Origin of the sequence: Amycolatopsis sp. NPDC049868, from assembly GCF_044461365.1 — a bacterium.
GTDB lineage: Bacteria > Actinomycetota > Actinomycetes > Mycobacteriales > Pseudonocardiaceae > Amycolatopsis.
Window position 1 is genome coordinate 484,475 of record NZ_JBITKV010000001.1, and the last position, 26,452, is coordinate 510,926.

General features: G+C 70.2%; 25 protein-coding genes. 7 read left to right on the forward strand and 18 right to left on the reverse strand.

The genetic code is table 11. The features are described 5' to 3' along the window. Window positions 1–442 precede the first annotated feature (442 nt). From ACIBTM_RS02490 to ACIBTM_RS02570, 17 genes are all read right to left on the reverse strand, one after another. Window positions 443–2,113: a (2,3-dihydroxybenzoyl)adenylate synthase gene (locus ACIBTM_RS02490; protein WP_395874802.1), complete on the reverse strand. Its 1,671-nt coding sequence runs from the start codon at window positions 2,111–2,113 to the stop codon at window positions 443–445. A gap of 23 nt (window positions 2,114–2,136) precedes the next feature. After that, window positions 2,137–4,914: a cytochrome P450 gene (locus ACIBTM_RS02495; protein ID WP_395874804.1), complete on the reverse strand. Its 2,778-nt coding sequence runs from the start codon at window positions 4,912–4,914 to the stop codon at window positions 2,137–2,139. 16 nt (window positions 4,915–4,930) lie between these two features. Further along, window positions 4,931–5,659, reverse strand: a complete 729-nt coding sequence (locus tag ACIBTM_RS02500; RefSeq protein ID WP_016336889.1) for a class II aldolase/adducin family protein — start codon at window positions 5,657–5,659, stop codon at window positions 4,931–4,933. Then, window positions 5,656–5,778, reverse strand: a complete 123-nt coding sequence (locus ACIBTM_RS02505; protein ID WP_256464200.1) for a hypothetical protein — start codon at window positions 5,776–5,778, stop codon at window positions 5,656–5,658. The genes ACIBTM_RS02500 and ACIBTM_RS02505 overlap by 4 nt, the downstream gene beginning before the upstream one ends. After that, window positions 5,775–6,407 carry a 2-hydroxychromene-2-carboxylate isomerase gene (locus ACIBTM_RS02510; protein ID WP_395874805.1) on the reverse strand — a complete coding sequence of 211 codons (633 nt, stop codon included), beginning with the start codon at window positions 6,405–6,407 and terminating at the stop codon, window positions 5,775–5,777. The genes ACIBTM_RS02505 and ACIBTM_RS02510 overlap by 4 nt, the downstream gene beginning before the upstream one ends. Beyond that, a complete protein-coding gene (locus tag ACIBTM_RS02515; protein ID WP_395874807.1) occupies window positions 6,404–7,324 on the reverse strand; it encodes a thioesterase in 921 nt (306 codons plus the stop codon). Before ACIBTM_RS02515 ends, ACIBTM_RS02510 begins: the two co-directional genes overlap by 4 nt. Further along, complete coding sequence (locus ACIBTM_RS02520) at window positions 7,321–8,118, reverse strand: alpha/beta fold hydrolase (RefSeq protein ID WP_395874809.1); 798 nt, start codon at window positions 8,116–8,118, stop codon at window positions 7,321–7,323. Before ACIBTM_RS02520 ends, ACIBTM_RS02515 begins: the two co-directional genes overlap by 4 nt. Before the next feature lie 148 nt (window positions 8,119–8,266). After that, window positions 8,267–9,133 (reverse strand): beta-ketoacyl synthase N-terminal-like domain-containing protein, encoded by an 867-nt coding sequence (locus ACIBTM_RS02525; RefSeq protein ID WP_395874811.1) that lies wholly within the window; start codon window positions 9,131–9,133, stop codon window positions 8,267–8,269. Further along, on the reverse strand, window positions 9,130–10,245 hold the full coding sequence (locus tag ACIBTM_RS02530; RefSeq protein WP_395874813.1) for a beta-ketoacyl synthase N-terminal-like domain-containing protein: 1,116 nt from the start codon (window positions 10,243–10,245) through the stop codon (window positions 9,130–9,132). Before ACIBTM_RS02530 ends, ACIBTM_RS02525 begins: the two co-directional genes overlap by 4 nt. After that, entirely contained in the window at window positions 10,223–11,335 is a 1,113-nt protein-coding gene (locus ACIBTM_RS02535; protein WP_395874815.1) for a beta-ketoacyl synthase N-terminal-like domain-containing protein, read from the reverse strand. Before ACIBTM_RS02535 ends, ACIBTM_RS02530 begins: the two co-directional genes overlap by 23 nt. Next, on the reverse strand, window positions 11,332–12,534 hold the full coding sequence (locus tag ACIBTM_RS02540; protein ID WP_395874817.1) for a beta-ketoacyl-[acyl-carrier-protein] synthase family protein: 1,203 nt from the start codon (window positions 12,532–12,534) through the stop codon (window positions 11,332–11,334). The genes ACIBTM_RS02535 and ACIBTM_RS02540 overlap by 4 nt, the downstream gene beginning before the upstream one ends. Window positions 12,535–12,537: 3 nt before the next feature. Beyond that, on the reverse strand, window positions 12,538–12,792 hold the full coding sequence (locus ACIBTM_RS02545; RefSeq protein ID WP_005155526.1) for an acyl carrier protein: 255 nt from the start codon (window positions 12,790–12,792) through the stop codon (window positions 12,538–12,540). Between the two features lie 34 nt (window positions 12,793–12,826). Then, window positions 12,827–13,291 (reverse strand): 3-hydroxyacyl-ACP dehydratase FabZ family protein, encoded by a 465-nt coding sequence (locus tag ACIBTM_RS02550; RefSeq protein ID WP_395874818.1) that lies wholly within the window; start codon window positions 13,289–13,291, stop codon window positions 12,827–12,829. Continuing rightward, window positions 13,288–13,674 (reverse strand): 3-hydroxyacyl-ACP dehydratase, encoded by a 387-nt coding sequence (locus ACIBTM_RS02555; protein ID WP_395874819.1) that lies wholly within the window; start codon window positions 13,672–13,674, stop codon window positions 13,288–13,290. Before ACIBTM_RS02555 ends, ACIBTM_RS02550 begins: the two co-directional genes overlap by 4 nt. Then, the gene (fabG, locus tag ACIBTM_RS02560) at window positions 13,671–14,411 is read right to left on the reverse strand and encodes a 3-oxoacyl-[acyl-carrier-protein] reductase (RefSeq protein WP_395874820.1); all 741 of its coding nucleotides are present in this window, start codon (window positions 14,409–14,411) and stop codon (window positions 13,671–13,673) included. The genes ACIBTM_RS02555 and fabG overlap by 4 nt, the downstream gene beginning before the upstream one ends. A gap of 37 nt (window positions 14,412–14,448) precedes the next feature. Next, window positions 14,449–15,660, reverse strand: coding sequence for a CaiB/BaiF CoA transferase family protein (locus ACIBTM_RS02565; RefSeq protein WP_395874821.1), 1,212 nt, complete (start codon window positions 15,658–15,660; stop codon window positions 14,449–14,451). 2 nt (window positions 15,661–15,662) lie between these two features. Then, window positions 15,663–16,802: a steroid 3-ketoacyl-CoA thiolase gene (locus ACIBTM_RS02570; RefSeq protein ID WP_395875774.1), complete on the reverse strand. Its 1,140-nt coding sequence runs from the start codon at window positions 16,800–16,802 to the stop codon at window positions 15,663–15,665. A 167-nt stretch (window positions 16,803–16,969) separates the two neighbouring features. Between ACIBTM_RS02570 and ACIBTM_RS02575 the strand changes: the two genes are divergently transcribed. Genes ACIBTM_RS02575 through ACIBTM_RS02585 form a run of 3 tightly spaced genes read left to right on the forward strand, consistent with a single transcriptional unit; the run spans window position 16,970 to window position 20,227 of the window. Next, the gene (locus tag ACIBTM_RS02575; protein ID WP_395874822.1) at window positions 16,970–18,127 is read left to right on the forward strand and encodes an acyl-CoA dehydrogenase family protein; all 1,158 of its coding nucleotides are present in this window, start codon (window positions 16,970–16,972) and stop codon (window positions 18,125–18,127) included. A gap of 10 nt (window positions 18,128–18,137) precedes the next feature. Continuing rightward, on the forward strand, window positions 18,138–19,136 hold the full coding sequence (locus ACIBTM_RS02580) for an acyl-CoA dehydrogenase family protein (protein WP_395874823.1): 999 nt from the start codon (window positions 18,138–18,140) through the stop codon (window positions 19,134–19,136). Then, a complete protein-coding gene (locus ACIBTM_RS02585) occupies window positions 19,133–20,227 on the forward strand; it encodes an LLM class flavin-dependent oxidoreductase (RefSeq protein ID WP_016336904.1) in 1,095 nt (364 codons plus the stop codon). Before ACIBTM_RS02580 ends, ACIBTM_RS02585 begins: the two co-directional genes overlap by 4 nt. 192 nt (window positions 20,228–20,419) lie before the next feature. Here ACIBTM_RS02585 and ACIBTM_RS02590 read toward each other — a convergent pair whose 3' ends face one another. Further along, window positions 20,420–20,839, reverse strand: coding sequence for an enediyne antibiotic chromoprotein (locus ACIBTM_RS02590; RefSeq protein ID WP_395874824.1), 420 nt, complete (start codon window positions 20,837–20,839; stop codon window positions 20,420–20,422). A gap of 245 nt (window positions 20,840–21,084) precedes the next feature. Between ACIBTM_RS02590 and ACIBTM_RS02595 the strand changes: the two genes are divergently transcribed. The 4 genes from ACIBTM_RS02595 to ACIBTM_RS02610 all read left to right on the forward strand — a co-directional run bounded on the left by ACIBTM_RS02595 (window position 21,085) and on the right by ACIBTM_RS02610 (window position 26,347). Further along, window positions 21,085–22,269 (forward strand): cytochrome P450, encoded by a 1,185-nt coding sequence (locus ACIBTM_RS02595; RefSeq protein WP_395874825.1) that lies wholly within the window; start codon window positions 21,085–21,087, stop codon window positions 22,267–22,269. A gap of 137 nt (window positions 22,270–22,406) precedes the next feature. Next, window positions 22,407–24,407: an ArnT family glycosyltransferase gene (locus tag ACIBTM_RS02600; RefSeq protein WP_395874826.1), complete on the forward strand. Its 2,001-nt coding sequence runs from the start codon at window positions 22,407–22,409 to the stop codon at window positions 24,405–24,407. 6 nt (window positions 24,408–24,413) lie between these two features. Next, entirely contained in the window at window positions 24,414–25,652 is a 1,239-nt protein-coding gene (locus tag ACIBTM_RS02605) for a glycosyltransferase (RefSeq protein ID WP_395874827.1), read from the forward strand. Beyond that, window positions 25,649–26,347, forward strand: a complete 699-nt coding sequence (locus tag ACIBTM_RS02610; RefSeq protein WP_395874828.1) for a class I SAM-dependent methyltransferase — start codon at window positions 25,649–25,651, stop codon at window positions 26,345–26,347. The genes ACIBTM_RS02605 and ACIBTM_RS02610 overlap by 4 nt, the downstream gene beginning before the upstream one ends. Window positions 26,348–26,452: the final 105 nt, after the last annotated feature.

Below are 26,452 nucleotides of genomic sequence, written 5' to 3' on the forward strand. Positions count from 1 at the left end.
CACGTCACGCGGCGGAACCCAGGCCGGAAACCGGCTGCACTGCAAGCTTCGCATTGTGGGGATGGGCTCGTCTTATTCCATTCTGCGAGAATGCGCGTCGTGAAAACAGATCGTGAGTACGGCGGGCGGTCAAGCTCGCGGCCGTCTGCGATCGTGTCGTGAAAGCCACTTTCGGGACATCACACGTCGCGAAAGTGGCTTTCGCGACACACGCCCGGACCGTGGGGCTCACCAAAGCCACGTCGGCGGCGTAGCGAAGGCCTCCTTCCCTACCTTCAGCGTAGGAAAGGAGGCCTTCACCACCCTGAGCCGGCCACGCTCCCGCCCCCGCAGACGTTGCGAAAGCCACTTTCGCAACCTTCAACGTTGCGAAAGCGGCTTTCGCAACCTGCCACCTTCGCCTTACCTCTCAAAAGAACCGTCCTCACCACTCACCAGCGAGTCAGGCGGCTTCTTCTTCCAGCCGTCGCGCGATGTCCGCCCGCAGCACCTTCTTGTCGATCTTGCCGATCGGGGTGCGCGGCATCGCGTCGACGATCACCAGCCGTTCGGGGAGTTTGAACCGGGCGACCCCCGCCGTCTCCATGACGTCGATGACGTCCTGCAACGCGACGGAGGTGCCGGGCGTCGGCACGACATAGAGGCAGCCGCGTTCGCCGAGCACTGGGTCCGGCATCGCGACCGAGGCCGCCATCTCCACCGAATCGAGCTGGTAGGCGAAGGATTCGACCTCCTCGGCCGCGATCTTCTCGCCGCCGCGGTTGATCACGTCCTTGGTGCGCCCTTCGACGACGACGTAGCCGTCCGGGCGCAGCCGCACGACGTCGCCCGTGCGGTACCAGCCGTCCGGGGTGAACGCACGCTCGTTGTGTTCGGGCGCGCGGTAGTAGCCGCGGATCGTGTACGGGCCGCGGGTGATCAGCTCGCCCTGCTCGTCCGGCGGGACCGGGTTCCCGTCCGCGTCGACGACGCGCAGTTCGTCGGCCGGGTTGATCGGACGGCCCTGGGTGTCGCAGGTGATGTCGAACGGATCGTCCAGCCGGGTGAGGTTGGTCAGCCCCTCCGCCATCCCGTAACCCTGCTGCAGCGTGCAGCCGAACACCGAGCTGATCTGGCGGACCAGCTGATCCTGCAGCCGCGCGGCGCCCAGCGTCAGCACCTTGAACGACGACAGGTCGTGGTGCTTGTCGGCTTCGCGGTATTCGAGCCAGCGCACCACGATCGCCGGCACCACCGACGTCACCGTGGCCCGTTCGGCTTCGATCGCCCCCAGCGAATCCCGCGGGGACGGCGACGGCGAGACGACCACCCGGCCGCCCGCCCACAGCACGCCGAGGATCGCGCTCAGCGGGTAGTTGTGGCCGAACGGCAGCACGGCGAGATACACCGACGACGCGTCGAAACCGAACGCGTCGGCGGATCCGTCGACATAGCAGGCGTAGTCGTCGTGAGTACGTGCGATGAGCTTCGGCAGCCCCGTGGTACCGCCGGAAAGGATCAGCAGCGCTACCGACCGCGGGTCCGGTGTCAGCGCGTCCAGCTCCGCGCGCGCCGCCACCGGGTCCGATGCCGGGGCGCACAACGCACGCAGTTCCACGTGCCCGTCGCGGGCGTCGCCGGCGACGATGACGTGCTCGATGGTCTCGGCCCCGGCGGCGATCCCGGCCGCCAGTTCCTGGTGGTCGAAGTCCTTCACCCGGTCCGGCACGGCGATCGCGCGCGCTTCGGACAGCTCGGCCAGATAGGACAGTTCGTGCCTGCGGTGCTGGATCAGCGCCATCACCGGGATCACGCCGAGCCGGAAGCACGCCAGCGTCAGCACGACGAACTCCCAGCCGTTGGGCAGCTGGACGAGGAGCCGGTCGTCGGGCCGGAGTCCCAATGCCCGCAGCCGCTGGGCCGCACCGTCCACACGGGACAGGAGTTCGGCGTAGGTCAGCCGGAAGCCGCCGTCGGTCAACGCCTCGGCGTCCGGGGTCGCGTCGGCGGCGGCCACGAAGCGCGAGGCGAGCGCCTGGCCCTTCCAGTGGCCTTCGGCGACGTAACGCTCGACCAGGTCGGCGGGCCAGGGGACCGTTCCCGCACGGCTCGGCTGGACAGGTTTCGAGGGCACGACGGCCTCCCTTTCTTGGGGAATCATCCGAAGCGGGCGGGCATGGACTTGGCGCCGTTGACGAAATTCGATTCGAGCCGGGTCACCGGCCCGGTCAGGCGCAGGCGGGACAGATGCGGCAGCAGTTCGGTCAGCAGCGTCGCCATCTCCAGCCGGGCCAGATGCGCGCCGAGGCAGAAATGCGGGCCGATACCGAAGGACAGGTGGGGGTTCGGGTCGCGGCCGAGGTCGAGGCGGTCAGGGTCGGTGAACACGGCCGGATCGCGGTTGGCCGAGGTGTAGTAGACGACGACCTTGTCGCCCTCGGCCACCGGCTGCCCGGCGATCTCCGTGTCCCGCACGGCGGTGCGGCGGAACTGCATGATCGGCGTGACCCAGCGGATCAGCTCGTCGACCGCGGTGGCCACCGGCACTTCGCCGGACACCAGCCGGTCGCGTTCCGCCGGGTTGTTCACCAGCGCCTCCAGCGAACCGGAGATCAGGTGACGGGTGGTCTCGTTGCCCGCGACCACCAGCAGCAGCCAGAAGCTGCAGAACTCCCGGTCCGACAGGTGTTTCCCGTCGACCTCGGCGTTGACCAGACGGCTGATCAGATCGTCGGCCGGGGTTTCACGCCGGTTCATGCCGAGCTTCATCGCATAGGCGAACGCCTCCGCGAACGTCCGGCGGTAGGCCTCGACGTCGCCGCCACCGAACTCGGGGTCGTCGAAGCCGACCAATGCGTTGCTCCAGCGGTACAACAGGTGCCGGTCCTCCGGCGGGAACCCGAGCAGGTCGCAGAGGACCAGAAGCGGCAGCTCGGCGGCGAAGTCGGCGACGGCGTCGAACTCCTCGCCGTCGGTGACCTTCTCCACCAGCCGCCGGGCGTGTCCGGCGATGCTGTCGCTCAGCCCGCGGACGGATTTGGGGGTGAACACCGTCGCGACCAGGCGGCGGATCCGGACGTGCTCGGGGCCGTCCATGCTGACCAGCAGCTGCCGGGTCTGCTTGAGATCGCCCGGGGTCCGCGGGTCGGGCAGGAAGGCGCCCTTGGCCGCCGAAGAGAACTCCTCAGGGCGCCGCGACACCGAGTACACGTCGTCGTACCGCGTAACCGCCCAGTAGCCGGACCCGCGCTGAGTGGTACTGCCGGCGCTGGAGTGCCTGGTCAGCAACGGCTCCGGGGTCCACGCCACCGGTTCGGTCTCGCGGCGGCGGGCGAACTCCGCATGCGGCACACCGTCGGCGAACGTCGCGGGATGCGCGATGTCGGGCCGCTCGATCCCGATCGCCGCGAAGCTCTTGCGCAGCACGTCCTTGCGGAGCTTGCCGGTCGCCTCGCGGGGCAGCCGCGGGATGACGTGATACGCCCTCGGTGTCTTGAACCCCGCCAGCGACTCACGGCAGAACGGATCCAGCAGGGCGAACAGGTCTTCGGGGGCGTCGGCGGTGACCTCCACGACGGCGGCGACGCGTTCACCGAACTCGTCGTCGGGGACGCCGATCACCGCGACGTCCTGGACCACCGGATGATTGATCAGCACGGCCTCGATCTCGGCCGGGTAGACGTTCACCCCGCCGGAGACGATCATGTCCTGGGCACGCCCGGTGAGATAGAGGAAACCGTCCTCGTCGAGGTGGCCGACGTCGCCGAAGGTGAAGGTGCCCGGTTCCAGATGCGCGGACCGCGTCTTCTCGGGGGCGTTGTGATACGAGAAGCTCTGTCCCTTGACCCGCCGGACGAACACCTGCCCGGTGGCGCCCGGCGGCCGCGGAGTGCCGTCTTCGCCGAGGATCACGATCTCGTTCGGCGGCACGGCCTTGCCGACGCTGCCGGGGTGCGCGAGCCAGTCACGCGAGCCGGTGAGCGTGACGGCGCCGCCCTCGGTGGCGCCGTAGTACTCCGTCAGCACAGGGCCCCACCAGTCGATCATCCGGCGTTTGACGTCCGGCGAGCACGGTCCGCCGCCGTGCCACACGCGGCCGAGGCTGGCCCCCGAGAACCGCTCACGGACCTCCGCGGGCAGCCGCAGCAGGCGGATGAACTGGGTCGGCACCAGATGCGCGGCGGTGATCCGCTCCCGGTCGATGATGTCCAAAGTAGACTCGGGGTCGAAGGACCGGCGGATCACCAGTGTCGAGCCCAGCAAGAGCCCGAGCAGCGAGAAGAACAGCTGGGACGAGTGGTACCAGGGCCCGTCGAGCAGGCACCGTTCGCGCGACGGGACGTCGAGGACGACGTGCGCGTACCGCGTCAGTTTCGCCACCCTGGAGAACGGCGCGCCGGTTACGAACAGGCCGTTCACCACGCCTTTCGGCGCACCGGTGGTCCCGGACGTGTACAACATCGTGGCACCGCAGGTCTGTCCTTCGGGTTCGGCCGCGGACATCAGGGCCAGCAACGGTTCCACCGCTTCGAACCCCGACTCGGCCGCGGAACCGGTGACCAGCAGCGTCGTGCATTCCCCGGTCGACCGGGCCACCGCGCGGCCGGCCGTTTCGGCGTACGCGGGCTCGACGACCAGGGCCTTGCTGCCGGAATCCGAGACGATGTAGGCGATTTCGGGATCGGTGAGATGCCAGTTGATCGGCACCACGGTGATCCCGGAATGCAGGCACGCCAACAGGACCTCGAAGGTCTCGCGGCGGTTGCCGAGTACGCAGGCCAGCCGGTCTCCCTCGCCGAGCCCGCGATCCCGCAGCAGGGCGATCCAGCGGTTCACCCGCTCCCCCAGCAGGCGCCAGCCGACCGCGCCCGCCTCGTCGGCGATCGCGGTCCCGGCACCGCCCTCGGCGATGTAGTCGTTCAGTAGAGCCGGCATGACCCTTCCTTCCCCCTCAGTCCAGCAAGTCCGGCTGGCGGCGCACCAGATCGGCGTACAACGGCCGGAAGTTGAGCCGCCCCATCCCCGGCGTCCCGATGGTCGATGCGGTGTGCCGCGCGACCTCGGGCTCGATCCGCACCGGATTCCCGGCCGCCTCCGCGAGCAGCTGCACGTGACACGAGCTGTCCATGGTGGTGAACCACCAGGCGGCCTCCTGTACCGTGCCGCCGACCGTGAGCAGCCCGTGGTTGCGCAGGATCACCGCTTTGCCCGTGCCGAGCCGGACCGCGATCCGTTTGCCCTCGTCGGAATCCAGCACCACGCCGCCGAATTCGTCGAAGACCTCGTGGTCCTCGTAGAAGGCGCACGCATCCTGGGTGATCGGGTCGAGTTTGCGGCCGAGCGCCGCCCACGCGCGCCCGTAGGTGGAATGCGCGTGCGCGACCGCGACGACGTCGGGCCGTGCGGCGTGGACGTGCGAATGGATGACGAACCCGGCCGGGTTGATCCTCCCGTCGCCCTCGACGATCTCACCCCGGCCGTCGACCAGCAGCAGGTCGCTGACCCGCACGTGTCCGAAGTGGACACCGAACGGGTTGATCCAGAACCGGTCCGGGTCGCCGGGGTCGCGGGCCGTCACGTGCCCGCCCGCGCCCTCGTCGAAACCGCGCACCGCGAACAGCCGCATGGTCGCCGCCAGCCGTTGTTTGCGGTAGAGCCGTTCTTCTTCGACGGTCCTCATCCGCAGCCGCCCGGGCTGTCCCAGTCGTAGGCGGCGCCCTCGTCCAGCAGCTCGGCGGGCACGCCGTACCACTGGTCGGTGGGCAGCTCCGTGACCGTGGCCTCCTGTTCCTCGCTCATGCCGCACGCTCCTCTCGCACCGTCGGCCGCCAGACCCCGAGGAAGCCGTCCAGCCGGTCGAACCCCCAGTAGCGGTGGCGGCCCCATTTGAAGTAGGGAATGCCGAAGATGTCGTCGAGATAGGCCTGGTAGAGACAGTCGACGCCCTCGGCGCGGATCTCCGGGTCGTCGACCGCGCCGACGGCCAGCTCCGGATCGAGGCCGGCCTGCTCGGCCGCCGCCCGCACGATGTCGGGCTCGCAGATGTTGTCGCCGCGGCCCCAGCGCGCCTCGTTCAGCGCGTCGTAGAACGGCCACTGGACGCCCTCACGGCGCGCACGCAGCCAGGCCAGATGCGGCAGCTCCCACCACGGCTCGATGTCGATCGGCCAGGCCATCTTGCGGCCCTGCGCCTCGGCGATCCGTTTGGTGTCCATCAGCATGTACAGATGCTTCGCGCGGCTCATCTGCACGTAGTGGAACTCGCCGCCGCGCTCGTCGAGGCCGGCGCCGGTCACCGTGTCCGGATCCCAGTACGGGTAGCACTCCAGCTGTTCGAGGGCACCGGGCACCTCGTCGCGCAGCTTGTTGATCGCGAGCCAGCTGTACGGGCTGCGCAGCGAGAAGTACAGCTTGGCGGGCCGGCTCACGTCCGGTCCCCGATCAGCGCGTGCACCACACCCTCGTCCAGCTCGGCCATCCCGCCCGCGCCCGGCCCGGCCGCGATGGCGTAGCCGTGCAGGATCTGGGCGGTGGCGACCGGGACGAGTTCCTGTCCACGTTGGACGTAGCAGTCCATGCGGCCGTCGAACATGACCCCGCGCAGGATGTCGGTGACGGTGAAGACGGTGTGCACCGTCTCCTCCATCCGCGCGTCCTCCAGCAGCCGGACGCGGGCACGGGAGACGACCGGGATCCAGGCGCGTTCGGACAGCATGCGGCCGACGGAGATACCGCGGTCGGCGAGGTACCGGTCGACGACCTCCTCCAGTGTCCGGACGAAACCGGAGTGCTGGACGCGGTCGGAGTAGTGGCAGTAGAAGTACGGCGCCCGCCACGACCACAGGAACGCGCCCGGCGAGGCGGTCAGCACCGACTCGGCCGTCTCCCCGGCCGGGATCGCGATCCGCTCCACAGTGGACTTAAGCGCCGGGACTTCCAGCTGCGCCAACGCCTCGGGCGCAGCGGCCCGGGTGTCGGCCGCCCGCTCGCGGACCAGCGCGACAGTGACCTTGCCGCGCAGCACGGTGACCTTCTCGCCGTCGCGGACCACCGAGAGCTGGACGTTCAGCTTGTCGCCGCGGCCGGGGGTGACCTCGACCTCGACCTCGTCGTCGAGTTCGAGCACCGCGGGCAGCTGCACCGAGCAGTCCACGATCTCCGCGCCGAGACCGTGCTCGAGGAACAGGTCGCGCGCGCTCGTGCCCTGGTCGCGCAGCCACTGCAGGACACCCTGCTCGACCAGGTACATGAAGTGCTTGAAACCGATCCAGGTGCGGATGTTGGCGCCCTCGAACGCGGGGCGGCCGTGCGTGATGGTCCGGGTCGGCCGCAGGACTGCGGTCATCGGAGCTCACCTACCTTCGGAAGGGTCCGGACGTCTTCGACGAGGCCGGTCACCTCGGCCGCGGCGTACCGGGCGTAGCGGACGTGGAAGAAGTGGTCACCGCGGTCGAGCGTGTGCAGCGTCGCGCCCGGCATGCCTTCGGCGAGGGCACGCGCGGACTCGGCGGGCAGCGTCGGGTCCAGGCCGCCGACCAGCACCTTCGTCGGGATCTCGACGTTGCCGAGCTGGAGGTCGGCGCTCGCGGCGTAGCGGTCGAACACCGCCGCGAAGCCGAGCGGGCCGGCGCGGTTCAGCGCGATCTTGACCATGCCGTCGACGACCTCGGGGTCCAGCGAGGCCGCTCGTTTGCCCAGCCGGGCCCGGACACCCTCGCCGACGTGCGCGGTGAAAGTCTCGCGCGAGCGTTCGAACATCCGCCAGGTCACCTCGTAGCGGGGCAGGCGATAGAAGGGGCAGAACAACGCCACCGACGAACCGACGCGCGGGTCGAGCGCGCACATCAGCTCCAGTGCGGCGTTGGCGCCGAACGAATGCGCCACGAGGACGTCCGGGGCGGCGCCGACCATGTCCAGTCCGTCGCCGAGCCACTTGCCGAAGGAGCGGTTGCGCCAGCGGAAGTCGTTGCCCGCCTTCCACGGCAGCTCCAGCGAAACGATCCGGTAGCCCTGATCGAGGTGCGCGGCCAGTGGCGTCCAGCTCTTCCAGTGGCCTTCCATCCCGTGCGCGAACAGCACCAGCGGCGCACCGGGCCTGCCGGGCGCGATCGTGTGCGCCTTCACCGCCGAACCGTTCACCGGTACCCCATCTCATCGCTGTGCTCGGTGTCTGTTGGTGAACCCGCGTCCGCGATCACGTCGGCAGGACGCTGCTTGGCCATCCACGTCACGACGGCGGCCAGGGCGTCCTGCCACCGCGATAGCGGGGCCTTCGGCCGGGGCGGGTTCACGCGCTCGGTCCTGTTCGCGAGTCCATCTCAGCTCCGCCAACAGGCTCGGTGACGGCGACCGAAACCGACGGCCCGCCGTCCGGACGCCGCGGGCCGATGCCCACGGGGCCTTCGCCTTCCGTGACGGCGAGGTGGGCGGCGAGCGCGAGCTCCACGACCCCGTGCGCGCCGTAGAAGTCGCCCCACCGTTCCTTGACGTCGAAGCCACCGGGGCCGACCGTGCGCCGGGGCGGCATGGCCTCGCCCGGGCCGATGTCCACTGCGACGTTCCCGGCGTTCTCGCGCCAGGGCTCGAGGATCGCGCACGCGCTCCCCGCGCGCAGCGGTCCGTCGTGCAGGATCGAGGCGATCTCGTCGTCGGGCTCGGCCCCGACGAGCACCACCCGCGTGGCGCGGCCGGAGCGCAGCAGCACGCTCGCCATCCGCAGACCGGCGTGCCCCGCCGTGCCGCCGGAGCACAGCATCAGGTTGGGGCCGCCGAAGCCGAACCACAGCGCGACCGTGCTGGCCACGACGTTCGGCGAAACGTTGGGCGCGTCGAGCACGCTCACCGCCCGGCCGCCTTCCGCCTCCACCGCGCGCGTGACCTTCGCGACCGTCTCGACATTGCCGAGGTTGCTGCACGCGACCACCGCGGTGCCGGTCTCGATCGGCCCGGTGGCGCGCTGTCCCGGTTCGTACCCGAGCGCGCGGTGGACCGCGCACAGCGCCAGCCGGGTCGAGGGTTCCTTGTACAGCAGGCCTTTCCGCCCGAGGACGGTGGCGGCCTTCTCCGGCGGCGCGCCGTCGAACTCCGCGATCCCCGGCAGGTGCAGGCTCCAGCCCGTGAGGAGCAGGCGGGTCTCCCTCGCGCGGCCGGTCATGCCCGCTCCAGCAGTGTGACGGCGTTGACCCCGCCGAAGCCGAACGCGTTGACCTGCACCAGTTCCGGCCGGGCGGCGACCGCTTCGCCGATGACCAGGCGCAGCCCGGTGGCCTCGTCGAGAGGTTCGGAAAGGCCGGTGACCGCCGGGACCTCGCCCGAGGCGAAGATCCGCAGAGCGACGTCCACATTGACCAGTGCGGCGCTGCCGGAGGTGTGTCCCGTGGCGCCCTTGACCGCGGTGACGAGCGGGTTTCCGCCGCCACCGAGGACGACCTTGCGCAGGGCGTCGCATTCGACCGGGTCGTTGAGCGTGGTGCCGGTCGCGTGCGCCACCACCACGTCCACATCGGACGGTATCCGGTCCGCACGCGTGTAGGCGTCGGACATCGCGCGGGCGATGCCCTCGATGTCCGGCGCCGTGGCGTGGTAAGCGTCGCAGGAGAGGCCGGTCGCGGTGACCTTGCCGAGCGCCGGGCCGTCCCAGGTCTCGGGCACGACGACGAGCACCGCCGCGCCCTCGCCGAGGAGCACGCCGGTGCGGTCGCGGTCGAACGGGCGCACCCGCCCGGTCGGTTCCTCGGCGACCCGGCCGACCATGGCGAGCATCGACCGCGTCATCGCGTCGGCGGCGGCGACCACGACGGCGTCGCATTCGCCCAGTTCCAGCAGATCCTGCGCGAGCGCCAGCACGTGGCCACCGGCGCTGCACGCGTTGACGACCGTGGTCACGTCCGTTACGCCGGGCAGTGCTCCGGCCACGACGTCGGCGAAGTCCAGCCGATCGGCGGGCACGGTCTCGCCGGTGAGCGCCAGCCGTTCCACCGCGGACAGCTCACGAAGACCCGTGCCGACGAGGACGGCGGTCCGCTGGGTGACGGTGTCCACACCGGACTGCGCGACGGCTTCCTTCAGGCATTCGGCAAGGAGCCGTCCCGCGCGGAACGGCTCATCGGTCAGGTCGGCGTGGTAGCCATAGGCGACGTTCAGCTTTTCCGGGTCGCCGTACCGAAGCGGTGAGACGCCGCAGGCGCCGCGAAGCAGGCCCTCGAACGTCTCCGCTCCCGAACCGAGGCAGGTGCGCACCGCGCTACCCGCGATCAGGACCGCCATCGGCGTACCTCCTCACGATGGCGGCGCCCACGGCACCGTCCGCGCCCCGCGCGGTGAGCAGGCACAGCCCGCCAGGCCGGGCATCGCGGTCTTCGGCGAGCAGGGCACCCAGCGCCACCGCTCCGGAGGCCGCGTCGCATTCGCCGAACAGCCGCTTGACCATGACCCGTTCCGGACTGTGGCCGAGCGCGCGGACGATCGGGCCGTATTCGCGGCGATCGCCGTCGCCGGCCTCGCCCGTGTACACAGTGGACACTTCAGACGGGTCGGCACCCGCCTTCGCCAGCACCCGGTGCACACATCCGGCGAGCGCGGTCTCGGCGGCTTCACCGCCGCCCGGTCCGAACGCCGTGGCGACCGCGAGGACACCGGCGCGCTGCCGCGTGCCCGCCCACTCCGGCGTGTCCTCCTTGGCCAGCACGAACATCCCCGCCGCCTCACCGGCGGCGACGACCTCGGTCGCCCCGGTCAGATGCGTCGACCACGCGCGGTGCGGCGTGAACTCCTCCACCGCACCGGCGACCACGACGTCGACATGGCCGCGCTCGATGGCGTTTCCGGCGTAGCGCAGGGCGTTGAGGAAACCGAGCGTGCCGCCCGCGATGGTGGTGTTCACCCCGCGCAGACCGAACCGGATGGCGACCTGGCCGGCGGCGCAGTTCATCACCGTGTTCGGGAACAGCATCGGGTTGACCAGGTACGGCTTCTCCTGCACGAGGGTCTCGCGGGTGTAGTCGCTGGTGGACTTGAAACTGCCCAGCGAAGTACCGAGCACCACGCCGATCCGCGGCCGGACCTCGTCGTCGAGGGCGACCCCCGCCTCGCGCAGCGCCTCCTGGCAGCACACCACGGCGAGCCCGGTGGCGCGGTCGTAGGTGCTGGTTCCCTTACGGCCCAGATGTTCCCGCGGGCTGAAGCTCGGCAGGAAGTGCCCATTCGCCGCGGGTAACGGCTCCTCGTAGAGATCGCCGATCTCCTGGCCCTTCTCGACCTGACCGGCCTCGGCCAGTTCGAGCCGCTTCGCCAGCGCGTCCACGCCGACGCCCGCGGAGGTCAGCGCGCTCCAGCCGGTCACCACCACACCGCTCATTCTGGCGCTCCCAACATCACGATGGCGTTGTTGCCACCGAAGGCGAAACCGTCGTTCTGGACCACCCGCACGTTCGCCGGGCGGGCCGCGTTCGGCACCGGATCGACGCCCAGCTCCGGGTCCTCGGTGGTCCAGTTGACCGTGGGCGGCAGGAATCCGCGGTCGATCGCGATGGTCGAGGCGATCGCCCCGAACCCGCAGGCCGCGCCCATGGTGTGGCCGAGCATCGACTTGATCGAGCTGATCGGCGGCGGGCGCTCGCCGAAGACCTCGATCACGGCCTTGCTCTCGACCAGATCGTTCACCTGCGTACCGGTGCCGTGCGCGCAGATGTAGTCCACATCGGACGGTGAGATACCGGAGTTGCGGTGCGCGATGCGCATGCACTCCGCGACCGTCGGCGCGTCCGGCGTGACCGGGTGGATGGCGTCGCAGTTGACGCCGTACCCGAGCAGTTCCGCGTAGATCGTGGCGCCCCGCTTCGTCGCGTGCTCCAAGGTCTCCAGCGCGAGCACCGCGCCACCCTCACCGGTGAGGATGCCCGCGCGGTCCTTGTCGAAGGGGGTGCAGGCGTCCTTCGCCAGCGCGCCGAGCCGGTAGAACCCGGCGTGCGCCCAGCGGCACACCGAATCGGCGCCGCCGGCGAAGACGACATCGGCCTCGCCGCCTGCCAGCAGGTCGTAGGCGTAGCCGATCGCGTAGTTGCTCGCCGAGCAGGCGGTCGCGATGGTCAGCGACTCCCCGGAGAGCTCCAGCTCCTCGCTGACCGCGTTCGCCAGCCGGTTGGCGGGCAGCTGCGTCAGCAGGGCCGGGTCCTGCGCGGCGAATCCGCCGTCGATGATCTGTTCGGTGAGCGCCTCCGCGACCGCGGACTCACCACTGGTGGTGCCCATGATCGCGTGGGCACGCCCCGGCGTCACCGACGTCAGGTCGAGCCGGGCGTCGGCCACCGCCAGCTGTGCGGCACTGGCCGCGAACTGGCTGGACCGGCCCCAGCGCGCCGGGTCGACCCGGCGGAGCCGGTCACCCGGATCGAAGGTCTGGACCTCGCCCGCGTTCCGGTGCGGGAACCCGGCCGGGTCGAAGCTGGTGATGGGCGAGATCCCGGATCGGCCGGTGCGGAGCGCCTCGGCGAACGCGGCGATCCCGATCCCGATGCTCGACACCGGGCCGACCCCGGTCACGACAACGCGGGCCACGGTTCATCCCTTCTTGACGGAGTGCCGGATCAGGGCGTCGTTGACCGCCTTGAGCGTGCGCAGCTCGGGCAGCTCGGCCTGCGGGATCTCGATCTTGTACTGCTTGTCGATCCGGGCGAGGATCTCGATGGCGCGCAGGGAGTCGGCCTCGTAGTCGTCGATGAAGTCCCCGTTGTCCTCGAGTTCCTCGGGCTCGAGCTCCAGCACCTCGGCGACCAGCTCGCGGAGCTCCTCGAGCTGGGTGTCGGTCTGCGTCATGACGATCCTCCGGTTTCGTTGTCCCGTGCGGTTCTCACGCCGCGGGCCGCACAGGGCGCCGCGTCGCGGTCAGGGTGGTGACGGTGGCGATCAGGCGATCCCCGGCCCAGGTCCGGCCGGTGGCGAAGGCCGTGTCGGCCAGCACCGACTCCAGCCGGACCTCGTGGCGGAGCACGTCACCAGGGCGGGCGGCACCCGTGAAGCGATAGTCACGGGCACCGATGAACATCAACGTCGTGTCGTCGTCCTCGACCGGCGCGCGGCCGTCGAGCCAGAGCAACGCGGCGCTCTGCCCGAACGACTCGATCATCAGCGACTTCGGGTAGTCGTACCGGTTCGCCGGCGCGCCGTCGGGAATCCCCGCATAGCACGGCTCGGTGCCGGTGACCGCCTTGATCGTCACGATCGATTCGCCGGGGACCAGCTCCAGCACGCGGTCCACCAGCAGCAGCGGATACCGTTGCGGGAGCAGGACCCGGATGTCGTGGTGCTCGGTCATTCGACCTCCTCCTCGAAGGTCGCGCGGACTTTGGCCGTCGTCGTCTCGCCGAGGGCGGCCTTCCCCGTGACGTCCCAGCCCTCCTGGGTGCGCTTCGCGGTGGCCGTGAGGACCATGCGGTCGCCGTCGAGCACCGGGGCGAGGAAGCGGACGGACCGGACGGTGCGCAGCCGGGCGTTCGCGGCCTCGCGCATCGCCTGTTCCAGCGTCTCGATGACGAAGATGCCGGGATACACCGCCTGGCCGGGGAAATGCCCGCGCAGGTTGGGTTCCTTGCCGTCCACGGTGATCTGGGCGACCAGTTCGAGGTCGTCCCCGCACGCACGGACGTCCAGCAGGTCGACCGCCCGCAGCGGCGCGGCGAAGTCGGGAAGCCCGGTCACAGCGTGATCCCCCCGTCGACCTGCAGCACCTGTCCGGTGATGTAGGAGGCGCGGTCGGAGACCAGGAACGCGACCAGTTCGGCGACGTCCTCCCCGGTGCCGAACCGCTTGGCCGGGATCTGGGTCAGTGCCTTGGCACGCTGCTTGTCGCCGAGGGCGCCGGTCATGTCGGTCTCGATGAAGCCGGGCGCGACGACGTTGACCCGGACGCCGTGCCCGGCGACCTCCTTGGCCAGCGACTTGCTGAAGCCGATGATCCCGGCCTTGCTGGCGGAGTAGGCGGTCTGGCCCGCGTGGCCGTAGACACCGGCGACCGAGGACATGTTGACCACGACGCCGCCGCGGTTCTTCATGAACCGGAAGGCCATGGCACGGCAGAAGTTCCAGGTGCCGGTGAGGTTCGTGTCGAGCACCGCGTGCCAGTCCTCGGCGCTGGCGAGCACCAGCGGGCTGTCCCTGGTGATACCGGCGTTGTTGACCAGCAGATCGATCGTGCCGAGCTTCTCCTCGGCGTCCTTCACGAATCGCTCGACGGCTTCGGAATCGGTGACATCGCATTCCGCGAAATAGGAGGGAACACCGATCGCGGCGATGTCCTCTTCGGTTTCCGCCGACGCCGCGCTCGCTTTCGAGAAACAGCCGGCGACGGCGTAGCCCTCCTGGGCCAGCCGCAGCGCCACGGCCCGGCCGATCCCTCGTGAAGCCCCGGTGATCAGGGCCCGGTGGTGCTCCGCCACGACGCCTCCTCGTTTTCCAGCACACTTTGTTTTCATTTTATGAAGCGCGGCGCAAACTGTTCTTCTCATCGTTTGCCGCGAGCTCCGAAAGCACTTCTTCGGTATCCGCGCCCGGCCGCGGCGCGCCGCGGCGGACCTTCGTCGGAGTACGGGAGAACTTCACCGCCGGCCCGACGATCGGCGCGACGGATCCGTTGCTCAGCACCGTTTCCTGCAACATCGCCCGCGCCTTGACGTGTTCGTCGGCGACGGCTTCGGTGAGCGTGCGTACCGGCGCGGCGACGAGGCCGCGACCGTTCAGCACTTCGAGCGCCTCGGCCAGCGGACGCCCCGCGCACCAGCCCGCGACGATCGCGTTGACCGCGTCCCGGTTGGCCAGCCGTTCGGGTGCCGTGCCGAATCCCTCGGCACGGCCGAGTTCCGGTCTGCCGATGATCTCGGCGAGCGTGCGCCAATGCCGGTTGATCGCGACGGCGAGGTACAAATGGCCGTCGGCGCACGCGTAGACGTTGGCCGGGACGACGAAATCCGTTTCGTTGCCGAGCCGCTGCGGCGGTGCGCCGGTCGCGGCGAGGGTCGGCAAACCGCTGCTGCTGGCGAGCAGACAGTCCACCATGGACACATCGACGTGCTGCCCTTCGCCGGTCCGGTTCCGGTGCGCCAGCGCGGCGAGGCCGCCGATCGCCGCGTGCAGGCCGGCCAGTTCGTCGGCGAGGAACGTCGGCGCGCGCACCGGCGGGCCTTCCGGCAGGCCGTTGAGCGACATCCAGCCCGCCGCGGCCTGGATCGCGGGATCGTAGGCGGGCAGATGCGATTTCGGGCCGTACTGCCCGAAGCCCGACACCGACACGAACACGATGTCCTCGCGCACCGCGCGGCAGGCCTCGTATCCGGCACCCCAGCCGTCGAGCGTGCCGGGCTTGTAGTTCTCGACCACGATGTCCGCGTGCGCCACCAGTTCGAGGAACCGGGCACGGCCGGCCTCGTCGCGCAGATCCAGCCCGGCACTGCGTTTGTTGCGGTGCACGGTTTCCCGGAACCACGACAGGCCGGTGCCGGGGATGTTCGGCGGCACCTCCCCGTCGTGGCCGTCGGCGAGCTCGACGCGGACGACGTCGGCCCCCATGTCCGCCATGACACAGGTGGCGAGCGGGCCGGACCAGACCTTGGTCACGTCCAGGACGCGTACGCCTTCCAGCGGGCCCACCGAACCGGCCCGTGCCCGGCGGAAGAAGTCTTCTTCGCGCATGGTCAAAGCCTTTCCAGCAGTGAGGCGGTGCCGAGCGAACCGCCGCAGCACATGGTGATCAGCGCGGTCGAAGTGCCGGTGCGCTCGAGTTCGTGCAGCGCCGTCACCAGGAGCCGGGTCCCGGTCGCGCCGAGGGGGTGGCCGAGCGCGATGGCGCCGCCGTTGACGTTGACGCGGTCGATATCCGCGCCGTGCGCCTTGGCCCAGTTCAGCACCACCCCGGCGAAGGCCTCGTTCACCTCACAGATGTCCACATCGGACAGTCGTCGTCCGGTCTTGCGCAGGACCCGTTCGGTCGCCACCACGGGCCCGTCGAGCAGGTAGTACGGATCCGCGCCGGTGACGACTTGCCCGACCAGCCGCGCCCGCGGGGTCAGGCCCAGTGCGCGGGCCTTCCCGTACGACATCCAGAGGATGGCGGCGGCGCCGTCGGAGATCTGCGAAGTCGACCCGGCGGTGTGCACCGCGCCCTCGACGTTGGGGCGCAACGCGGCGAGCCCTTCGAGCGTGGTGTCGCGGACGCCTTCGTCGCGGGTGACCGAACCGACCGGGGAGACCTCGCGATCGAACCGGCCTTCTTCCCATGCCCGCGCCGCCCGCTGCTGGGAAAGGAGGCCGTAGTCGTCGGCGTCCGCGCGCCCGATGCCCTCCCGCGCGGCGATCCGCTCGGCACCGCCGAACTGTGCCTTCGGCGGGTCTTCCCACGGGTAGTCGGAAGTCTTGTAGTGCCCGGGCCCCTGGTAGAGGTTCGTCCCGATCGGCACCCGGCTCATCGACTCGACGCCGCAGGCGATCCCGGTGTCGATGGCGTCCGCGGCGATCAGCGCGGAGATCAGGTGGTTGGCCTGCTGGGCCGAGCCACAGGAAACGTCCACTGTGGAGCAACCGACGGCCGGGTCGTGGCCGGAGTTGAGCCAGGCGTTACGAGTGACGTTGAGGCTCTGCTCGCCGGACTGCGTCACACAGCCGCCGATGATCTGCTCGACGTCGCCGGGTTCGATACCGGCGCGGGCGATCACCTCCAGCTGGACATGCCGCATCAGCTCGACGGCCTTGAGCCCGGCGAGCACCCCACCGCGTTTGCCGAGCGGGGTGCGGACGGCGGAGACGATGACCGGGGTCCGGTCGTTCAGCGCGGCCACGCGGGTACCTGCCTCTCCACCGGACGCGGCGCCCGGCTCCACCATCGTGGTGCGGCCCACGACGGGGGAACGTCTCTCGGATTGCGGTGCCGACCGGGGGTTCTCCGTAGTTGCGGGAATGGTTCGCGCACCCCCTCACGATCATCGGCGCTGGCTATGGTGCCTACATGCGGCTGGACGACAGCGAAGATCAAGCGGCATTCCGGGCGGGCCTGAAAGCCTGGCTCGCCGAACAGTTACCCGAAGCCACGCCGAGCGCCCCTCGCGCGTGGTCCGCCGACGAACTGCGCGCCTGGAGCAAGGCGTTGCACGCGGCCGGATACGCCGGTCTGACCTGGCCCGCCGAACACGGCGGACGCGGCCTTTCCCCGTCGTACCAAGCGATCTACGCCGAGGAGAGCGCGCTGGCCGAAGCGCCGGACCACGCCGGGGTGATCGGGCTCGGCATGGTCGGCCCCGCGATCGTCCACTATGGAACGGACGCGCAGAAGGCCGAGCACCTGCCTCGGATCCTTTCCGGGGAAACGATCTTCTGCCAGGGCTTCTCCGAACCGGACGCCGGCTCGGACCTCGCCTCGGTGCGCACCCGGGCCCGCCGCGTCGACGGCGGCTACGTCGTCGACGGCGAAAAGGTCTGGTCTTCTTACGCGCATCTGGCCGACCATTGCCTGCTGCTCGCCCGCACCGATGCGGACGCGGCCAAACACCGCGGCCTGACCTGTTTCCTGCTCGACATGCGCGCGCCCGGCGTCGAAGTGCGGCCGCTGCGTCAGCTGTCCGGCGACACCGACTTCAACCAGATCCTGCTGAGCGGCGTCGAAATCCCCGACCGCTGTGTACTCGGCGAGCCCGGCCAGGGCTGGCGGGTCGCGTTGACCACCCTCGCGCACGAACGCGGCACGTTCGGCATCACCCTCACCGCGCGGCTGTCCGTGCAGCTCGACAGGCTGGTCAAGACCGCCAAAGCAGGCGGAAGCGACACCGATCCCCGGGTCCGTGCCGAGATCGCCGAACTGTACGTCGACCTGCAGGGCCTGCGGTTCACCGGCTACCGCGCGCTGGCCGCGATGGAACGGACCGGCGAGCCGGGGCCGGAGAGCTCGATCCTGAAACTGCGCTGGTCGCAGGCGAATCAGCGGGTGAGCGCGCTCGCGCTGCGGCTGCTCGGCGCGGGCGCGGCGGCCGACGGGGCCGACGCCTTCTGGGGCGGCTACTGGCAGCACCAGCGGTTGCGCAGCCGGGCCAACAGCATCGAGGGCGGGACTTCGGAGATCCTTCGCGGCATCGTCGCGGAGCGGGTCCTGGGCCTGCCGAAATCACGTTAGGGGGCCATCGATGGACTTCGCGTTGACCGAGGATCAAGCCGGGCTCAAGGCCGCTGCCCGCACCTACCTTGAGGACACGTACGGCTTCGAGCGGATCGGGACGCTCGCCGACGACGGTGGACAGGATCTCGCTGCCTGGCCGGAGCTGGTCCGGCAAGGTTGGCTGGATCCGGACCTCGGCCTGGCCGAACTCGTCCTGCTGGCCGAGGAAGGCGGACGTGCCCTGCATCCGGTGCCCTGGTTCGCCACGGCCGGGCTCGCCCTGCCGGTGTACCACGCCGCGGGCGTCGAACCACCCGGCCCGGCGACGCTCGCCGACGGCTCCGGCGTCTGCCGCGCGACCCGCCGCGACGACGGCTGGCGGCTGGACGGCGCCGTGCAGGCCGTCCTGCACGCCGACGTCGCCACGGAGATCGTGGTCGCGGCTCGCACTCCGGCCGGGGTGGCACTGTTCGGCGTCGACCCGGCCGCCGCTTCGCTGTCCGTGCGCTCCGGCGTGGACCCGCTCCGGGCGACGTCGGACATCGCGCTCGCCGGTGCCGAGGCCCGGCTGCTGGCCGGGCCGCCTTCCGCCGCGCCGTTGCTCACCGCGATCCGGAGCCGGGCGACGACCCTGCTCGCGGGTGAGGCCATCGGCGTCGCCGACCGGGCGCTGGCGATCGCCGTCGACCACGCGAAGACACGGTCCCAGTTCGACCGCCCCATCGGGTCGTTCCAGGCGGTGAGCCAGCAGCTCGCCGACGGCTACGCCGAGGTCGAGCTCGCGCGTTCGCTGGCCTATCGCGCCGCCGGCGCTCCCACGACGGAAGCGGTCGCGTGCGCCGCCCACGCCGCGAGCCGCGCGGCGGTCTCCGTCTGCGAGACGGCGATCCAGGTCTGCGGCGGAATGGGCGTCACCTGGGAGTTCCCGCTGCACCGCTGGTTCCGGCGCGCGCTGTGGCTGGAGGCGGAACTCGCCTCGGGCCCGTTGGAAGCGATCGCGCACTCACTGTTCGGAGAGCACTCATGAGCCTGCAACTGCACTGGTTCCTGCCGTCGCACGGCGACGGGCGGGAGATCGCCAAGACCGCCGACGGCGTCGCGGCCCCCGGCGCCCGCCGCGAACCGGACCTCGAATACCTGACCCAGGTCGCGCTCGCCGCGGACCGCTTCGGGTTCACCGGGATGCTCACACCGTTCGGGTTGTTCTGCGAGGACCCGTGGGTCGTCGCCTCGGCGCTCGTGGGGGCGACCCGGTCGGTGAAGTTCATGATCGCGCTGCGACCGGGGTTCATCTCGCCGCTGCTCGCCGCGCAGACGGCGGCGACCTTCCAGCGCGTCTCCGATTCGCGGCTGCTGCTGAACATCGTGACCGGCGGCGACCCCGACGAGCAGCGCCGCTACGGCGACTGGCTCGACCACGACCAGCGGTACGCGCGCACCGGCGAATTCATGGACGTCTTCCGGCAGGCCTGGCCGGGTTCGCGATTCGACTTCTCCGGCACGCATTACACGTTGAAAGCCGGGATGGTCGCGCGGCCGCATCCGGTGCGGCCGACGCTGTTCCTCGGCGGTTCTTCGTCGGCCGCGCTGGAGGTCGCGGCCGCTCAGGCCGACGTGCTGCTGATGTGGGGCGAAACTCCGTCGGCGATGGCCTCGCACCTGGCCCGGTCACGGGAACGCGCGGAAGCACTGGGGCGTTCGCTGCGCTTCGGCACGCGATTCCACGTGATCAGCCGCGATACCTCGGCCGAAGCCTGGAAGGTGGCCGACCAGCTGCTCGCCGGGATGGACCCGGCCCGGATCCGGCAGGCGCAGGAACGGTTCGCCGCCACCGAATCCGAGGGCCAGCGGCGGATGGCCGCGCTGCACGCCGGCCGCACCGACTCACTGGAGATCCACCCCAACGTCTGGGCGGGCTACGGCCTGGTGCGTCCCGGCGTCGGCACGGCGCTCGTGGGCAGCCACGAGGAAGTGGCCGAACGGATCGAGGAGTACCACGCCCTCGGGCTCGACCACCTGATTCTTTCCGCTCAGCCGCATCTGGAAGAGGCTTACACGTTCGGCGAAGGTGTCATGCCGCTGCTGCGTAAACGGGGTCTGCTCGCGGAAACACTCTGAGGTTCCGTGCTCGTTGGCGTGTTTCGCGTGATTGGAGCCGGAACTCGCGTGATTGGAGGCGTTCCGGCTCCAATCACGCGAGATCCGGCTGGAAGCACGCGAGTTCCGCGATTGCGGCACCTGAAGTAGTCTTACTCGGCGATGAAGGAATTGGGACACGCGACGTCCCAATTCCTTCATCGCCGTCGTGCGTCAGCTGAAGCTGATGATCACGCCGCCGCCGTTGCCGGCGGCGTCACCGAGACCGACGACGCAGGAGATGGCCGTGCAGTCCACCGGGCCGTAGCTGCTGCCGTCGGGCAGGACGCCGGTGAAGTTCTTCTGCACGGTCACCGAGGCCGAGATCTTCCCGGTCGCGTCAGCGACCAGCGACTGTTGCGAAGGGCTGCAAGGGAACTGCCCCGCCGCGTCCTGGGCGCATTCGCCGACGCGATAGGTCACGCCCGGCGTCAGCCCGGTTCCGGTCACCTGGACCACCGCACCGTCCGAGAGCCCCGACGACGGCGTGACCGTCACGGCCGCGGCGGCCGAGGCACCCGGCGCGACGACGGCAAGGAGGCCGAGAGCGGCGATGGCGGAACCGGCGAACTTGGCGGCAAGCTTTGCGGACACAGTAATCACTCCGATTCATTGCTAGGGATTTTCTGACTTCACCAGGCGCGGGTTCCGTTACCCCCCGGCGGCCTGGTAACAACGTTACGATCATCGAACGTAGATCGTCAACCATTTCTTCAAGCAGTTTTCGAGTAGGCCGTAAGAAAAAAGGTGCAATAAACTCGCGCGCTTCGTGCGTAATTCATACGCGGCGGGCAAGCCAGGAGAAGAAGGCGCGACGGCGCACACGGGAACCTGATTCAGTGACCTCTTCCAGCTCCGATTTCCTGTTCGGGGGCGCGCCAGAAAGGCACGCCGCCTACGCCGCGATGCGCGAAAGCGGCCCGGTCCGCAGGATCACTCTCTCCTCCGGCACCGCCGGCTGGCTGGTGAGCGGCTACGCCGAGGTCCGCCAGGCGCTCGCGCATCCCGGGCTGAGCGGGCGCACCGGCGCCGTCGGCGACCGGCGCGGGCTGTCCGAGGACGTCCGGCTCGGCATGAACACTCACATGCTGAACCTCGATCCGCCGGATCACACCCGGCTCAGAAAGCTGGTGTCCGCCGCCTTCACCGTGCGCCGGATCGCCCAGCTGCGACCCAGAATCGAGGCCATCACGGCCGAACTCCTCGACGCCGTGGCCGACTTCGACGAGGTCGACCTGATCAAGGCGCTCGCCCTGCCGCTGCCGATCCGCATCCTCACGGAGATGCTCGGCGTGCCGGAGGACGAGGCGGGCGCGTTCCACGGCTGGACCGAGATCCTCACCGCCAGCGCGCTGCCCGTCGACGAACTCGACGCGGCCGCCGCCGAAATGCTGCGCTATGTCAGGAAACTCCTCGCCGAGAAACGCGCGAACCCCGGCACGGACCTGCTTTCGGCGCTCGTCACGGTGCACGACGGCGACGATCGGCTCACCGAGCACGAGCTGACGTCGATGGTCTTCCTCCTGCTCATCGCCGGGCACGAGACCACCGTCCACCTCATCGGCAACGCCACCCTCGCGCTACTGGAGAACCCGGCGCAGCTCGCCGCGTTGCGCGCGAACCCGGACGGGATGCCCGCCGCGGTCGAGGAATTCCTGCGCTACGAGAGCCCCGTGCACGCGGCGATGCGTTACGCCAACGAGGAAGTCGAACTCGGCGGCGTGACGATCCCGGCCGGTTCTCTGGTCATCGTTTCGTTGCTGGCCGCCAACCGCGACCCCGCCCGTTTCCCCGGCGCGGACGCCCTGGCACTCGACCGCGCGGACAACCCGCAGCTCGCTTTCGGACACGGCATCCACCATTGCCTCGGCGCGCCGATGGCCAGACTCGAAGGCGGAATCGCACTCTCCGCCCTGCTCACCCGGTTCCCGGAACTGCGCGCGGCCGTCCCCGCGGAAAGTCTCCGCTGGCGCGTCAGCATGGTGATGCACGGCCTCGAAGCCCTTCCCGTACGCCTTCGCTGAGGTCCCGAAATCACGCAGACTGGAATAAGACGTGTGAGAAACCGTGGTGCGACACTTTTGAGACGATCACGAATTCGCGGTGCGTATCTCACGTCCGCGAGCCGCGTCATCTCCTATTCCTGGGAAGGGAGTAGAACGTGTCCCAAGACCTAGGCACCCCGGTCACGAGCGCCCCGCCACGGGGCGCCGCCCCGTCCGCGCGGACGCCGAAGAAGAAGACCAAGACGGGGCTGTCGGCACTGGCCGCCAAGCGCATCGCCGTCCTCAGCGCGCTCGTCGCCGGCGTCGCCTACGGGTGGGGTATCGGCGGGAACGCCGCACACTACGCGTACGCCGCCGCGGTGCGCAGTATGTCCGCGAACTGGCACAACTTCCTTTACGGCGCCTACGATCCCGCTGGGTTCATGAGCGTCGACAAGGCACCCGGCGCGCTCTGGCTGCAGGCGCTTTCCGTACGTGTCTTCGGTTACGAGACCTGGGCGCTGCTGCTGCCCGGCGTCATCGCCGGAGCCGTCTCGGTGTACGTGCTGTTCGTGCTCGTGCGCCGCTGGGCCGGGCACGCGCCCGCGGCACTGGCCGCGGTCCTGCTCGCCGCGACCCCGATCACGATCGCGGGCACCCGGGTCAACCTGCCCGACTCGACGCTGATCCTGACGCTGCTCGTCGCGACCTACGCCTTCTGGCGGGCGCTGGAGAAGGCGTCCCCGCGCTGGCTGCTGCTCGCCGCCGCGCTCGTCGGCGTCGGCTTCCACATCAAGCTCGCCATGGCACTGGCCATTCTTCCGGTGCTCGGGATCGTCTACCTCGTCGCCGCGCCGACCTCGCCGGGACGGCGGGTGCTGCATCTGCTCGGCGCCGGAGCGGTCACCGCCGCGGTGTCGTCGATCTGGATGCTGATCGTCGGGCTGCCCCCCGCGGGCTCCCGCCCGTACATGGACGGCAGCACCTCGAACTCCGTATGGCAGATGGTGTGGTCCTACAATCTCTTCGACCGCGCGGACGCCGCGAAGGCCGGGAATTCGGCCGAGCTGCCCGTCCTGCCCGACGGCAAGGTCACCCCGGTCGACCAGGGCGGCGACACCGGCGTTTTCCGGCTGTTCAACGATCTGATCGGCGGCCAGATCTCGTGGCTGCTGCCGCTGGCCGTGCTGCTGCTCGTCGTCGGCCTGGTCGCCGCGGGCCGCGCGCCGCGCACCGACAAGGCGCGCGCGGGCTGGCTGCTGTGGGGTGGCTGGCTCGTCCTCTTCGCCGGCGCGCTCAGCTTTTCGCAGAGCATCCACCCGTACTACACGAGCATCCTGGCGCCCGCCATCGCCGCGATCGCCGGCACCGGCCTGCACCTCGCCTGGACGGATCGCCGGTTCACGTGGGCGCTGCCGGTCGGCCTGCTCGCCACCGGCGCCTGGGCGTTCGTGCTGATGAGCCGCTCCAGCGACTATGTGCCGTGGCTGCGGCCGGTCGTCGCGATCGCCGCCGTCGCCGCCGCGGTGCTGGTCCTCGTGCGCCGCACCGGGAAGTTCGCCGTCGTGACCGGCGCCGTGGCCGGGGTCGCGCTGCTGGCCGGGCCTGCCGCCTGGGCGGCGCCCGCCTTCCAGCCGCCGACGGATCCGCGCACGGCGATGTTCCAGAACTTCAACCCCCTCGCGGGACCGAACCCGAACGCGCTCTCGACCGGTATCGACCTGACCAAGCTGATGGCCGGCGGCCCGAAGCCCGGCGCGTCCGGCGGACAGGCCATGCCGCTGCCCCCGCCGATCATGTTCCAGATGATGCCGTCCGACGCCGACCCGAAGCTTCTCGGCTTCCTCAAGGCCAACAAACGCGGCGAGCGCTTCGATCTGGCGACGGTCGGTGGCACCGGCGCCTCGCCCTACATCCGGGCGGGCCTGTCCGTGATGCCGATGGGCGGCTTCGTCGGCACCATGCCGATGCCGACCGCCGACGGCCTCGCCGACGCCGTCCACAGTGGACAGCTGCGGTACGTCCTGTTCGGCGGGTTCGCCTACGACAGCCCGACCGCGCTGGCCCGTAAGGACTGGGTGGTGCGCAACTGCGTCCGGATCCCGCCGCCCGCCTACACGGCCAACCCGTGGATGGGCTTCACCTCCGCCCTGTTCGACTGCAAGCCGGGAGCGTGATGCCCCATGACGGCTGAACTCACCGCGGCACCCCGCGTCGCACCGGGAAGCCGCACGACGGCGACCGTCGAGATCGTCATCCCGGTGCTCAACGAGGAACGCGCCCTGATGGGCTGCATCACCACGCTGAGCGCGTACCTCGGCGACGGCTTCCCGTTCCCCTGGTCGATCACCATCGCCGACAACGGCAGTACCGACCGGACCTGGGAGATCGCCACCGAACTGGCCGAGGAGAATCCGCGCATCTCCGCGCGGCGGATCCCGGTCCGCGGCCGCGGCGCGGCCATCAAGGCGACGTGGGGGTCGAGTACCGCCGACATCGTCGCCTACATGGACGTCGATCTCTCGACCGGCCTGGAGGGTCTGCTCCCCCTGATCGCACCGCTGGTCAGCGGGCACTGCGAGATCACCATCGGGACCCGGCTCGGCCGCGGCTCGCGGATCCGCCGCAGCCTCAAACGCGAGATCGTCTCCCGTACCTACAACGCGATCACGCGGCATGTGTTCGGGCTGCGCAGCACCGACACGTCCGCCGGATTCAAGGCGGCCCGGCGCGAGGCGGTGGCCGGGCTGCTGGAGGCGGTCGAGGACGACCACTGGTTCTTCGACACCGAGATGCTGATGCTGGCCGAGCACAACGGCCTTCGGGTGCACGAGGTGCCGCTGGACTGGGTCGAGGACGTCGATTCGCGGGTCAAGGTCACCCAGACCGCGATGGGGAACTTGAAGGGCCTGGTCCGCGTGGGCCGGGCGATCGCCGCCGGGAAAGGACGGGTGAACGTGCCGGAGATCCCGCAGTTGCGCGCCACCCATCCGGACGCCGTACTCGCCGAGCCGCGGGCCGCGACCCTGGCGAAGTTCCTCGGGTTCGCGGTGATCGGCGTCATCTCGACAGTGCTCTACACGCTTCTGTATCTCCCGTTGCGTGTCCCGCTGACGCCGGCGGGGGCGAACCTGGTCGCGCTGGTGCTCGTCGGGGTGGCCAACACCGAGGCGAACCGGCGCTGGACGTTCAACCGCGGCGGCGGGCACCGGCTCGGCCTGCACACCCGGGCCGCGATCCTGTTCGCCACCACGTATCTGCTGACCACGTCGGCGGTGACCGGGCTCCATCTGATCGCCCCCGGTTCGGGGCCGGTCGTCGAGCTGTTCGTGCTCATCGTCGCCTACGGGCTGATGACGTTGCTGCGGTTCGTGGTCCTCGACCGCTGGGTCTTCGCCCCGCATCGGAAGGAGCGACGGTGAAGACGGAGGACGTCACCCGGATCACCGAAATGGAAGACCGCCACTGGTGGTTCCGGGAGAAGCGGCACATGCTCGCCGATGAACTGAACCGGCTCGGCCCGCCCGGCCGCGCGCTCGACATCGGCGCGGCGGGCGGCGGCAACACGCGGGTGCTGCGCTCGCGCGGCTGGGACGTCGTCGCCACGGACTACGACGAGAACGCCGTCGAGATCGCGCGCTCACGCGGTCTCGACGCGATCCACGCCGACGCCCGTGACCTGCCACTGCCGTCGTCGTCGTTCGATCTGGTGGTGGCGTTCGAGATCCTCGAACACATCCAGGAGGACGACCAGGCCGCGGCGGAGCTGTTCCGGGTGCTGCGGCCCGGCGGCTCCGCGCTGATCAGCGTCCCGTCCGGAATGGACCTGTGGTCGGCGCACGACGTCGCGGTGCACCATGTGCGCCGGTACGACCGGGCTTCGCTGCGGAAGGTCATCGAGGACGCCGGCTTCGTCGTCGAGGAACTGTGGAGCTGGAACGTCCTGCTGCGGCCGGTGGTGGCGCTACGGCGGCGCTCGGCGCGCGGCAACGAGCTCAACGAGCACACGCCCTGGCTGGTCAACCGGGCCCTGACCGCGATCGTCACGGCCGAGCGCTACCTCCCGACCCGCTCGCGGCGCGGTGTTTCGCTGATCCTGAAGGCGCACAAGCCCTGACGGATCGCGCGTGAAGGCCCCCTTCCCTCGGCTGAGCCGAGGGAAGGGGGCCTTCACGCGCGTTCCGGGGGGGTCAGCACGCCGCCGGGGGGGGGGGGGGGGGGA